Below are 12,956 nucleotides of genomic sequence, written 5' to 3' on the forward strand. Positions count from 1 at the left end.
TTTAACATATTTTTTTACCTATCAGGCTTATCACACCCATATTTCTGTTGATAACAGACAAAAATTTCTGGCAAAAAAGGTAAATTTATAACCATATCAAAGCATCTGCGCCAAAAACAAACGAACTGCCAGACAAATTATGCCTAAACCGTATAAACCATGCTAAACTCAACAGCAAAATTATTTCTGATACTGAAAATGTAAGAGTAAAACTTATGGCCGGCAATACTTTCGGACAAATCCTTACTGTTACCACCTTTGGTGAAAGCCACGGTGCTGCAATTGGTTGTATCATAGACGGGTGTCCGCCGGGACTGGCTTTGAATGAGGCCGATATTCAGCATGATCTGAACAGACGTAAACCCGGTACCAGCCGCCATGTTACTCAGCGTCGTGAAGCAGATATTGTCGAAATTCTTTCCGGCGTATTTGAAGGAAAAACCACCGGCACACCGATAGCTTTATTAATCAGAAATACTGATCAGCGCAGTAAAGATTATAGTGATATTGCTCAGAGTTTCCGCCCCGGACATGCGGACTACACATATTGGCATAAATACGGTATCAGAGATTATCGCGGCGGCGGACGTAGCTCCGCTCGTGAAACAGCTGCCCGGGTAGCAGCAGGCGCAGTAGCCAGAAAATGGTTACGTCAGCATTTTAATACTGAAATAATTGCCTATATCACCCAGATTGGTGAAAAAAATATCTCTTTTGAAGATTATGCCTATATAAACAATAATCCTTTTTTTGTCGCCAATAAAAGCCAGATTCAAGAACTGGAACAATATATGGATAGCATACGTAAAGCATGTGATTCCATCGGAGCCAAACTGCATGTTACTGCTCGTCATGTTCCAGTCGGACTGGGTGAACCGGTTTTCGATCGTCTTGATGCCGATATAGCTCATGCCATGATGGGCATTAACGCAGTTAAAGGCGTAGAAATAGGTGCAGGTTTTGAATGTATACGCCAAAAAGGCAGTGAACACGGAGATGAGCTGACACCTGAAGGATTCAGATCTAATAATGCCGGCGGTATATTAGGAGGCATCAGCAGTGGTCAGGATATACACATTAATCTGGCCATTAAACCTACCAGCAGCATCGCCACACCTCGTCATTCAATAAATATTCATGGCAAGCCGGTTCTACTATCGACCCAAGGTCGCCACGATCCTTGTGTCGGACTGCGTGCAGCTCCGATTGCTGAAGCAATGCTTGCTTTGGTACTCATGGATCATGCTTTACGCCAGCGTGCGCAAAATGCTGATATTCACGTAGATACACCTGATATTGCTCATTATTTATCTGATGAAGCTAATATCTGAATATTTTTTATAGCCATAACTGCAAAGTTATCATCTGTATCAATGATTTAATTCATTATTATTTCATTGAAATGGCCATAAACCCACAAGGAAGTAACTTTATGAGTCAAGAAACCGCTTTGGGTGCAGCCCTGAAATCAGCTGTACAGACCATGAGCAAAAAAAAGCAAACTGATATGATTGCCGAACATATCTATCGCAAATATGATGTATTTAAGCATTTTAAACCTTTGGCAATCGGCATTGATCAGGATTTAATTACTGCATTACCACAATATGATCCTGCTCTTATAGCACGCGTTCTGGCCAATCACTGCCGCCGGCCGCGATATATCAAATCTCTTGCGCGCGGAGGAAAGCGTTTTGATTTGAATAACCGCTTTAAAGGTGAAGTTTCACCAGAAGAGCAGGCTATTGCTAAACAGCATCCCTCTATGCAGACAGCGAAACCGGCATCAGCAACTGAAGTCGCAGAAACGCCCTCTGCAAAAGCTGAAAATGATCATAGCAGTAGCAGCGAAGAATCATCACAGAACTGATACCAACAGATACACGAGCCCTCAAGCTCGTGTTTTTTTATCTCATGCTATTTGACAGCCACTGCCATCTCAATCACAGCCCCTTGATAGAAAATTTAACCCAAGTACTGCAACAGGCTGCTGATAAACATATTGGTCATTTTCTCGTACCCGCCACCAGTCCTGCTGACTGGTTGAAAACTATCGAACTGCAAGAAGCTTACTCTTGCATATATGCGGCAATAGGCATTCATCCCTGGTATATCAACAGTCACAATGATTCTGCACTCAATCAACTCGAATCATTACTACATACACATCCAGACATTATGATAGGAGAAATTGGTCTGGATTTTGCACGAATAAATAACACAGCAGACAAAAATTTGCAGATTAACTGTTTTGAAGCCCAACTAAGAATGGCCAAATCTCTGCAGCGTCCTGTCATTATTCATAACGTTCATGCTACCGATGCTTGCTTACACAGTATTAAACGTTGCCAATTTACTTTTGGCGGGATTGCTCATGCCTTTTCCGGCAGTATAGAAGAAGCACAAGCTTGGATTAAGCATGGTTTTTTTATTGGTGTTGGTTCTTTATTATTACGAACACAGGCAAAAAAAATTCGGCACATTGCCGAAAAGCTACCTTTACAACACATAGTAATCGAAACTGATGCACCTTATATGTCTCCTCTGCCGCATCAGAATAACACTCCTGATAATTTACGCCAGATTGCTGAAATCATAGCCGGCTTACGTAATAGTCACTGGCAGGATATAGCCTCCATTACCAGCAAAAATACATTTCAAGTTATTTCACAAAAAACTTAGTCTCAGTATTATTTATTAACTGAAAGAATCATTGGTGAAAGGCATGAATAACACTAGAATGCTTTTTGCTTAGTACTCATATACAGAAATTCAAATAACCATTCATCATTAGGAATCCGCCAGCTTTCAACAATGGAAAGTTGGCGGATTTATACTTTTTTCAAAAAGTTAATAATAAGAAATTATTTTGAAACAACAATAATTTCAGATTAGAAATTAACTTGTGCACTGATACTATAACGGCGCCCATCCAGAGTACGACCATAATCTTTCTGATCAACTCTTTTATCAAATATATTATAAATACCGCCACTTAAAATCAGATCTTTTTTCGGTTTAAATACCAATCCTGTATCTACAAAACCATATGATGGCTTACCAATTGCCATTGAGGTTCGTGACAGATAATCTGAAGTTCTGCTGCGGAAATTCCATCTGGCCCATGTAGATAATTTTTCCGTCGCATTCCAGTTAAGCGTTGTATTGAACATATTTTTCGGCATTTCATTTAATGGTTTACCACTAAACTGACCACTCTTTTGCTCACTATGTGTATAGGTATAATTCGCAGACCAGTCTACTTTGGGTGTAATTTTCCAGCCAAATGTTGCTTCTATACCGCGTAAAACTGCTTTATCCACATTTTCGCGCTGACTGATAAAGTCAAAATACTCATTACGCCAAGAACAGGCATTCGAACCGGCCTTACCCTGACAGGTACGTACTTCCGTTATTTTGTTTTTAAACTTTGTATAATAAGTAGTTAAACCAGCAGAAAGATTACGGTTATTATCCCAGTTGAAACTGATTTCGAAATTATCTGATTTTTCCGGTTTCAGATTTGAGTTACCTATAATAATACCATTAGAATATCCACCACCAGTTACCTGTCCCCAGCCATCTGATGCTGCACGCAGTGCAGGTGCTTTATAACCACGAGAATAACCACCCTTTATTGTCCATTCTTTATTAGGCGTCCATACGCCATAAAGCTTTGGAGTTATCTCAGAACCATAATTTTCATCATGATCCAGTCGTGCCGCACCAGTCAGTGCAAATGTTGGTACGATACGCCATTCATCCTGTCCGAAAACTGCCCAGGAATCACGCTCCAGATGAGTTAACCGCCGCCCATTAATAACAAGCTGGTTACCCGTATCATTCAGTTCTTCCCGCTGCCATCTGCCGCCGATGCTCAAAGTATGCTTATTCAGGCGAAACTGAGTCTGGGTATTAAAAATAGTATTTTTTTCATGCATATCACGTGACGGATTATCATTTTCCTCACGCTGAACATATGTCTGTGTATCAATTTTATCGTAGTAACCCCGATGAGTAATACTATACTGATTGCGATCATACAGCGTGTAATCGTCTGTAGGTTTTACACCCCTGCGCGGTGCTGTATCAATTGTTTTACCTACTTTACCATTGCGATTCTGTAAACTTCGGTTTACTTCAAAATCAATTGTATTTTTATCATCCGGTGTCCAGGACAGAACCAGATCACCATTGCGCATACGCTGTTCTTTATAACCGCCGATAAATTTATCTTCTTCGCGGTGAGAATATCCTGCATTAACACGGATGCCTAATTTGTCCTGAATTAACGGACCGGAAACATAAACGCTGCTTTGCAGGGTATTACCGCTATTACTATGCTGTTGTATAGTAGCATCTGCTTTAATTGAACCAGTCCAGTCAGCAGCTGTTTTTTTGGTAATGATATTAATCACCCCACCCATTGCATCTGATCCATACAAAGCTGAAGCAGGACCACGAATCACCTCAATCCGCTGAATCGCTGAAATTGGTGGCATCCAGCCCTGCTCAATTCCCGGACCATCAGAATTAGGACGAACCCCGCGCGAATTTACCCGTTTGCCATCTATCAGCAACATAGTATAAGCACCAGACATCCCACGGATACTGATATCTTTCGTACTGCCACCACCGGTTACTACCACTCCTGGTACATCCTGCAAAGCATCAGTTACATCGTGATATTCCTTAGTTTCAAGTTCTTTGGCATTAATCACGGTAATTGATGCTGCTGCATTCTTTGCCTGTTGTTTAAATCCTGAAGCTGTTACCACTACATCATCCAGTTCTGCTTCTGCAGCATATAACGGAGATATTAAAGTTGAGAGTAATGCCAGTGAAAACGAATGGTGAACCAGTTTACGCATAATGAAGACGAACCTCTGATGAATTTATTTTAATAAAATTTAAACAAATTATTTAGTTAAATTCATTTAAATGATAATAGTAATCATTATTTAATTTAACATAAATATACCTAAAAAGCATCAGATTTATTGACAAAATATAAAAAAGAATACCATTTGAGTTGAAGTAGATATTATGTCATGGCTATTAATGACATAACTCAATGATTTTAAAATAAGATTTACCAATAGCGATACATACTCTCATTTTAAAAATCAGTAAATAAAAAATCCCTGAAATTTAATTCAGGGATTTTTTGTAATATGGCGGAGAGTAAGGGATTCGAACCCTTGATACAGGTTTTGCCCGTATACTCCCTTAGCAGGGGAGCGCCTTCGACCACTCGGCCAACTCTCCGTAGAGAAGTTGCGAACTATACCTAATCAACTCTTAACTGTCAAACAAAAATATACAAAAAAATCTCCGAAATGGTGCCCTATTTGCTAACGCCATAGCAGTAAACAATATTTTCTTTACGCCTATAAACCACTGACGGATACAAATCTGAACTTTACTAAAATTCCGATCTCAGAAAAAGCTGATATATAGCCACCATCACTTCCTGAGAGTTTTAGCTGATTCTCCAAAGCACTTTTAACAGAAAACAATTTGTTTACTTTTATATAATAAGCATATGCTACCTGATTGTTCTATTTAATTTACCGCTCAAAAAATCAAGTGTAAATTACCCTTTTCTCATACTCAGCCTCCGGTATAATACAAAGTTTAACCATCTGGTCAACCCGATGACTGGCAAAATTATTGTTTGTAGTCTTTATCGCATAACAATATAAAATTTAAAATTCTGGAGACTTGCATGAGTGCAATTATTGACATCTTTGCGCGTGAAATACTGGATTCACGCGGTAACCCGACAGTTGAATGTGATGTTCTGCTTGAATCTGGGGTAATGGGCAGAGCTGCCGTGCCTTCTGGCGCGTCTACCGGTGAAAAAGAAGCACTGGAACTGCGTGACGGCGATAAACAGCGGTATTTGGGCAAAGGTGTATTACAGGCTGTAGAGAATGTTAATAATGAAATTGCACAGGCACTTATCGGCATTGATGCCAGTGAACAAAGCTATATCGATCAGATTATGATTGATCTGGACGGTACTGATAATAAAGGTCGCCTTGGAGCCAATGCTACGCTGGCAGTTTCATTGGCAGTTGCCCGTGCTGCAGCAGAAGATGCCGGTTTGCCACTATATCGTTATATAGGCGGTGCCGGGCCAATGTCCATGCCTGTTCCCATGATGAATGTTATCAATGGCGGTGCACATGCCAATAATAGCCTTGATATTCAGGAATTCATGATTATGCCGGTGGGCGCAGAATCATTTCGTCAGGCATTGCGCTGTGGCGCTGAAGTATTTCACCATCTGAAAAAATTATGTAATGATAAAGGTATGTCTACCAGTGTTGGTGATGAAGGCGGTTTTGCGCCAGATTTAGCCAGCCATGAAGAAGCCATTCAGCTGATTCTGTCTGCTGTAGAGGCAGCAGGCTATATTCCCGGTAAAGATATCGTACTGGCTCTGGATTGCGCTTCCAGTGAATTTTACAAAAACGGGCATTATGAATTAACTGCAGAAAATCTGAGCCTGACCAGTGCCGAGTTTGCTGACTATCTGACTGACCTTGTTAACAAATACCCTATTGTGTCTATTGAAGACGGCATGAGCGAACATGACTGGGAAGGCTGGAAACTTCTGACAGAACGTCTGGGTAAAAAAGTACAGCTGGTTGGTGATGATCTGTTTGTTACCAATCCGGCTATTTTAAGCGAAGGTATAGCTCAGGGGCTGGCTAACTCACTTCTGGTTAAGGTCAATCAGATTGGTACATTGTCCGAGACACTTAAAGCGGTAGATTTAGCCAAACGCTTTGGCTATACCAGTGTAATGAGCCATCGCTCTGGCGAAACCGAAGACAGCACCATAGCAGATCTGGCCGTAGGTACAAACTGCATGCAAATTAAAACTGGTTCACTTTCACGCTCTGATCGTATTGCCAAATATAATCAGTTGCTGCGAATTGAAGAAGAACTTGGTTCTGCAGCCTACTATCCGGGTAAAAAAGCTTTTTATCAGCTTAGCTAATTCTGATATGGAATATTATAGGCAAATAAAATGAAGTGGGTAACCTGGGTACTGTTATTTGCATTGGCCGGTTTACAATACGACTTGTGGATGGGGCATGGCGGCTGGCACGATATGTGGAATTTAGAGAACAACGTCATAAATCAGAATGCCAGTAATGAAACCCTGATACAGCGTAATCGTGCTCTTACCGCCGAAATTAAAGATCTTGCCGATGGAAAAGATGCAATAAATGAAATGGCCCGGGATAAACTGGGTTATATACAGGATGGCGAAGTTTTCTATCGTTTTGTACCTTCAAGCACACTTGTAACTACTACAAGTAATCAGAATAATATTCCTCAAAGATAAAAAACATTTTGGCATTACCAAACCAGCAGTTTTTAGTACTAAAAACTGCTGGTTTTATCTTATAGCAATAAATTGCAATATATTCTATTTCCGACAGATGATTTAATTTGACTAACAAAATCCATCAACCTATAGCTTGGTTGTATCAATACCACAGCTTTTAAAATTTTCTAATCAATATCAGAATAGACTTAAAAGAATCATAGCCAATGTATTAATCAATTAGTATGATATTTTAAAATCTGCTGAATCAGCTAAGATAAATTGTTCAGGGCATTAAAGGCAAATATATGATTTCTATCCATCAGAAAAGTTACGGTTTAGACGTTGTACTATACAATGAATTTACACTGGAAGACTTTCATCAGCTGGAAGAAGCTTTGTTAAAAGCCATTGAACACATTCATTTACCTAATCTGTTACTTGATCTAAGCCAGATGAAAGATTTCACTATAGATATGGCTTTAGAACATCTCAGATTTCTGCGTCAGCATGCTCATGATTTTGGTCGCACTGCTATTGTCGTTGACGATATTTGGATTCGTATAGGTATACGTCTTGCTAATTTACTAACTTTGCAACGACCTAGATATTTTAGTGATACAGCTACAGCACAAAAATGGCTGGAACAGAAAACACAAAATTCAAATGCCATCCGCAATAATTAACTGCTTTATTTATCAGTAAGCACGCTTAATATATTTACCTGATAAAACCAGAAATATTTTATTTAAATTTAATTACATCAAAACTGATTGAGCCAGCCGGATATCGTTTCAGCCAATATTTCCGGTTGCTCCAGTGGCAACATATGCCCGCTATTTTCGATTATTTTCAGACTAGCCTGTGGTATAAATTCCTGCAACTCCTTAGCTTCATCGATAGAGCGCATCTGATCCTGCGCAGCAGCAATAATCAAAGTCGGGCAGGAAATTTTCTGACCTGTCGGAGTTTTACGGTTTAGCAAAGATTGTCTGCTTAACACATCAAAACCCAAACGTTCACTCATCTGCCGGATTCTGCTAATCATCTCTTGATTATTTTGATTATCAGGTCGCAACGTCTGAATTATAGCTTTATGCCCCAAACCACGAAAATTTAGATGCTGCTGAATTTGTAAAGTATTTTGTTTTGCTGCATATTGCTGTGGTGTATCCTCACGCAATGAAGTAGCAATTAAGACAAGGGCGGCTACCCGCTGCGGATACTGGGCGGCCAGTGTTCTTGCAACATAGCCGCCAAGCGAAAAACCAATGAGCACAAAACGTTCAGGAACAGAAACAGCAATATTTTCTGCCATAGCAGCAATACTGTCTCCGTTTGCCAGTGATGCACATAATACCGGCTGGGATTCTGCCAAATTAGCTTTCATATCATCCCATAATGTTTCATCCAGCATAAAACCAGGAATGCATACCCAAGGTAATATTTCTTTCATCTTGATAGTCTCAATAGAGCAAACCACTGGACAGATATTCTATAACAGTTTATCAATCAGCCAAATTAATGTTTGCAATTATTTTGCTACCAATCTAAAACCCTTTTAACTAATTTCATTATTATTTATTATTCTTACATTGCGTTGACTTAATCAACCTTATCCAGCAAAATTAAATCACCACATATCTTATCTTCTAATGACATTGAGAAATATAATGCCAAATACATTTACTTTAACCAGTCCTGAATTCAAAAACGGCGACACTGTTGATTCCTCTTATCAAAGTGATCGTGATAACCAGTCTCCTGCTTTAATTTGGGAAAATGCGCCAGCCGAAACCAAAAGTTTTGCAATTCAATGCCATGATCCTGATGCGCCTACAGGAGGTGCAGGCTGGTGGCACTGGATGGTTATTAATCTGCCAAAAGACTTAACTGAACTGAAAAGAAATGCTGGTGCAGAAGGAGGGCAGAATTTACCTGCCGGAACACGTCAGCTACGTAACGAGACCGGAACTTTAGGTTACTCGGGTTTTTATCCGCCAGAAGGTCATCCGCCCCATCGTTATATTTTTACTGTTTATGCTCTGAATACCGATAAAATTGATTTACCCGAAGATGCAACTACTAGTTATGCGGGTTTTGTAGTGAATAGTCATGCCATTGCCAAAGCCTCAGTAATGGTTTACTACGGCCGCTAAATTCATAATATAAATCAGGACTAAATAATAAAAAAGAGGTTGTCCAATCTGGGACAACCTCTTTTTTTAAGCTTCATTTAATCTTCAACCGGTTTTTCTTTAGAAACTTTATCAATCAAATGCGAAATACTCATACCTCGTTCAAGTGAGTCATCATAAATGAACGTCAGCTCAGGTGTACGGAATAAAGTTATTCGACGAGCCAGTTCGCTACGCAAATAACCCTTAGCATGTTCCAGTGCTTCTTCGGTTACAGCACGGGTACTGTCATCCAGCACAGTGTAATAAATAGTAGCATGACTATAATCGCGGGTTACTTCTACTTCATTAATTGTAATAAAACCGGCACGCGGATCTTTGAGACCAACACGCACAAGTTCGGCCAGTTCACGCATAATCTGCTCTTTGACACGATCCTGACGAGCATAACCACGCTGAGGTTTACGCATAATTATTCCTTTCTGTGATCAGGCCAGTAAATTCAGGCAGCCGGAAACTTCTCTGGCTGCCTGTTATACCCTAAATCATTTTAAAGCTTACGGGCAACTTCAACTACCTCAAAGACTTCCAGCTGATCACCTTCCATAATTTCATTGAAGTTTTTCAGCATCAGACCACATTCGAAGCCTTGACGTACTTCCTTAACATCATCTTTAAAGCGTTTTAATGAAGCCAGTTCACCTGTATGCACAACCACATTATTACGAATTAACCGAACATGAGAATCACGCTTGATTAAACCATCGGTTACCATACAGCCGGCGATATTACCCACTTTTGATACGTTAATAACCTGACGAATTTCTACTGTACCAATCACATTTTCTTTTTGTTCTGGTGCCAGCATACCGCTTAAAGCTGCCTTCACATCATCAATAGCATCATAAATGATATTGTAATACCGGATCTCAATACCTTCATGTTCAGCCAGTTTACGTGCAGTGGCATCAGCACGTACATTAAAGCCGATGATAACTGCGCCAGAGGCGATAGCCAGATTCACATCAGATTCTGTCACACCACCTACACCGCTATGCAATACATCAACCCGTACTTCATTAGTAGACAGTTTACGTAAACTACCTGCTAAGGCCTCATAAGAACCCTGAACATCTGCTTTAATAATAATCGGCAAGCTTTGCGCCTGATTTTCACCCATGTTATTAAACATGTTTTCCAGTTTGGCGGCCTGCTGTTTAGCCAGTCGTACATCACGATATTTACCCTGACGGAACAGAGCAATTTCACGTGCTTTTTTCTCATCGGCCAGTACAATAAAATCTTCACCGGCATTAGGTACATCTGACAAGCCCAGAATTTCTACCGGAATAGACGGACCGGCATCAGTAATGGTTTTGCCGTTCTCATCTACCATGGCACGTACACGACCAAAAGTTGTACCGGCAAGCACAACATCACCTTTACGCAACGTACCGCTTTGTACCAGCAAGGTTGCTACCGCACCACGCCCTTTATCCAGACGTGACTCGACAACAATACCTTTAGCAGCAGAATCTACAGGAGCTTTCAGCTCCAGAACATCTGCTTCCAGCAATACTGCTTCCAGCAATGCATCAATATTGGTGCCCTGTTTGGCTGAAACATCAATAAACTGCACATCACCACCCCATGAATCAGGGATGACTTCATGTGCGGTCAGTTCCTGACGAATACGTTCAGGATTGGCGCCTTCTTTATCAATCTTATTTACAGCCACCACTAAAGGTACTTTTGCAGCTTTAGCATGTGCAATGGCTTCAATGGTCTGAGGCATTACTCCATCATCAGCGGCAACCACCAGAATCACAATATCGGTAGCTTGTGCACCGCGGGCACGCATAGCAGTAAATGCTTCATGTCCCGGAGTATCCAGGAAGGTAATTACACCGCGCGGTGTTTCCACATGATAGGCACCAATATGCTGTGTAATACCACCTGCTTCACCCTGCACAACACGGGCACGGCGAATATAGTCCAGTAAGGATGTTTTACCATGGTCTACATGACCCATCACAGTAACCACCGGAGGACGGGGTAATTCTTCAGCTTCAGTAACGGTAGTATCTTCATCCAGAAAGGCTTCAGGATCATCAGCTGCAGCAGCCTTACCGATATGCCCCATTTCTTCTACTACAATCAGGGCGGTTTCCTGATCCAGTGACTGGTTGATGGTCACCATCATACCCATCTTCATCAGGGTTTTAATCACTTCCGCAGCCTTAACAGCCATCTTATGTGCAAGCTCAGCAGCCGTGATGGTTTCCGGCACCAGCACTTCATGTACTACAGGTTCAGTAGGTGCCTGGAAGGCATGCTGATTTGGTTCAAGTTTAAGCTGTTTCTTACCACCTTTTTTGCTGCCTCGTCTGCTGCTGCGTCCCTCTTCAGAGTTAGCCGCATCTACCGAACGCCGGTTTTTACCACCGCGTGCTGATTTACCTTTTGGCATATCGTCTTCACGCTGATGACGCTGTTCATCCTTTTTACGCCGGCCTGCTGATTCAGAGACATTTTCTGCTGCTTTCGGTGCATTACTGCTCACTGGCTTTTTCTCAGTTGGCTTAGCCGAACGCACTTCAGCAGTTTTCTGCTCACTAACTGCTTTACTTTCTTCCTTAGCCTGCTGTTTAGCTGCTTCGCGCCGTGCCTGACGTTCCTGTTTCTGTTTCAGTAACATTTCACGATGGGCTCGCATGGCTTCAGCACGTCTGGCCTCTTCATCACGCTGAGCCTGCTCTTCAGGACTGATAATCGGCTTGGCTGCTTCAGCCTTAAGTGCAGCCAAATCAATTTTTTTCGCATTCCGGTTACGGTTGTTGCGCTTGGATTTAGGCTGCTCAGTTTTGTCTGCTGCTGGCTTTTTATCAGCAGGTACTTCTGCAGGTTGAGCTGCTGCGTTCTGTTGCTGTTTCACTTCCTGTTTTACCACTTCTGTCTGCACAGACTCCACTTTAGGTTTCTGTTCGGTTTTACTAGCCGCTGCTGCTGCTTTCAGACGCGCTGCTTCTGCAGCTGCTGCCGCAGCAGACTCTTCTCTGCGTCGCGCTTCAGCCTGCTCTTCAGCAGCTTTTCTTGCCAGTTCTTCAGCCTCAGTATCTGCTGTTTTCACCGGTTCGGATTCAGGCTGCGGAAGATTCTGTTTTTCTTCTGCCTGTCTGACTTCCTGTTCTTCCGGCGGTACAGCAATACGCCGCCGCCGGCGGGTTTCAACTTCAACACCGCCAACAGTACTTTTTTCAGCTGGTTTTTTACGATTCAGTGTGATGGTACCGGCAGACTGACTACCATTAGACTGCTTTAAATAAACCAGCAACTGTTTTTTATCTGCAGCTGTCAGTTTATCCGACGCCGCCTGTTTGTGTACTCCTGCTTCGGCTAACTGTTCCAGCAACCTTGAGGTTGATAAATGCAGTTCCGAGGCAAATTGTTCTACAGTTATTTGATTACTCATT

Annotated in this window: 11 protein-coding genes and 1 tRNA gene; 7 read left to right on the plus strand and 5 right to left on the minus strand. The window is 41.5% G+C overall.

All coding sequences use genetic code 11. The annotated features are described in order from the left end of the window. Positions 1–215 precede the first annotated feature (215 nt). The 3 genes from aroC (at position 216) to GYY70_RS07435 (ending at position 2,682) form a co-directional block, all read left to right on the plus strand. Positions 216–1,331, plus strand: a complete 1,116-nt coding sequence (gene aroC / locus GYY70_RS07425; RefSeq protein WP_174831940.1) for a chorismate synthase — start codon at positions 216–218, stop codon at positions 1,329–1,331. Between the two features lie 101 nt (positions 1,332–1,432). Then, positions 1,433–1,870 carry a ProQ/FINO family protein gene (locus tag GYY70_RS07430; RefSeq protein ID WP_041880261.1) on the plus strand — a complete coding sequence of 146 codons (438 nt, stop codon included), beginning with the start codon at positions 1,433–1,435 and terminating at the stop codon, positions 1,868–1,870. A gap of 44 nt (positions 1,871–1,914) precedes the next feature. Next, on the plus strand, positions 1,915–2,682 hold the full coding sequence (locus tag GYY70_RS07435) for a TatD family hydrolase (protein ID WP_255454289.1): 768 nt from the start codon (positions 1,915–1,917) through the stop codon (positions 2,680–2,682). 209 nt (positions 2,683–2,891) lie between these two features. On the opposite strand, the gene GYY70_RS07440 is transcribed toward GYY70_RS07435, so the two are convergent. Continuing rightward, complete coding sequence (locus tag GYY70_RS07440) at positions 2,892–4,871, minus strand: ligand-gated channel protein (RefSeq protein WP_084548028.1); 1,980 nt, start codon at positions 4,869–4,871, stop codon at positions 2,892–2,894. A 304-nt stretch (positions 4,872–5,175) separates the two neighbouring features. Continuing rightward, a tRNA-Ser gene (locus GYY70_RS07445) sits at positions 5,176–5,268 on the minus strand. Between the two features lie 460 nt (positions 5,269–5,728). On the opposite strand from GYY70_RS07445, the gene eno reads away from it, so the two are divergent. From eno to GYY70_RS07460, 3 genes are all read left to right on the plus strand, one after another. Further along, positions 5,729–7,012, plus strand: coding sequence for a phosphopyruvate hydratase (gene eno / locus GYY70_RS07450; protein WP_084562256.1), 1,284 nt, complete (start codon positions 5,729–5,731; stop codon positions 7,010–7,012). A gap of 30 nt (positions 7,013–7,042) precedes the next feature. Beyond that, positions 7,043–7,363 carry a cell division protein FtsB gene (gene ftsB, locus GYY70_RS07455; protein ID WP_174831943.1) on the plus strand — a complete coding sequence of 107 codons (321 nt, stop codon included), beginning with the start codon at positions 7,043–7,045 and terminating at the stop codon, positions 7,361–7,363. 290 nt (positions 7,364–7,653) lie between these two features. After that, positions 7,654–8,031 (plus strand): STAS/SEC14 domain-containing protein, encoded by a 378-nt coding sequence (locus GYY70_RS07460; RefSeq protein WP_084551037.1) that lies wholly within the window; start codon positions 7,654–7,656, stop codon positions 8,029–8,031. A gap of 77 nt (positions 8,032–8,108) precedes the next feature. Here GYY70_RS07460 and GYY70_RS07465 read toward each other — a convergent pair whose 3' ends face one another. Next, positions 8,109–8,801 (minus strand): alpha/beta fold hydrolase, encoded by a 693-nt coding sequence (locus GYY70_RS07465; RefSeq protein ID WP_202984456.1) that lies wholly within the window; start codon positions 8,799–8,801, stop codon positions 8,109–8,111. 217 nt (positions 8,802–9,018) lie between these two features. On the opposite strand from GYY70_RS07465, the gene GYY70_RS07470 reads away from it, so the two are divergent. Then, entirely contained in the window at positions 9,019–9,504 is a 486-nt protein-coding gene (locus tag GYY70_RS07470; RefSeq protein ID WP_174831944.1) for a YbhB/YbcL family Raf kinase inhibitor-like protein, read from the plus strand. A gap of 77 nt (positions 9,505–9,581) precedes the next feature. Here the strand turns inward: GYY70_RS07470 and rbfA are convergent, their stop codons facing one another. After that, positions 9,582–9,953, minus strand: a complete 372-nt coding sequence (gene rbfA / locus GYY70_RS07475; RefSeq protein ID WP_025330989.1) for a 30S ribosome-binding factor RbfA — start codon at positions 9,951–9,953, stop codon at positions 9,582–9,584. An 80-nt stretch (positions 9,954–10,033) separates the two neighbouring features. Further along, on the minus strand, positions 10,034–12,955 hold the full coding sequence (infB, locus tag GYY70_RS07480; RefSeq protein WP_174831945.1) for a translation initiation factor IF-2: 2,922 nt from the start codon (positions 12,953–12,955) through the stop codon (positions 10,034–10,036). Between the last annotated feature and the right edge of the window lies 1 nt (position 12,956).

This window comes from Snodgrassella sp. ESL0324 (assembly GCF_013344955.1).
GTDB classification, from domain to species: domain Bacteria; phylum Pseudomonadota; class Gammaproteobacteria; order Burkholderiales; family Neisseriaceae; genus Snodgrassella; species Snodgrassella alvi.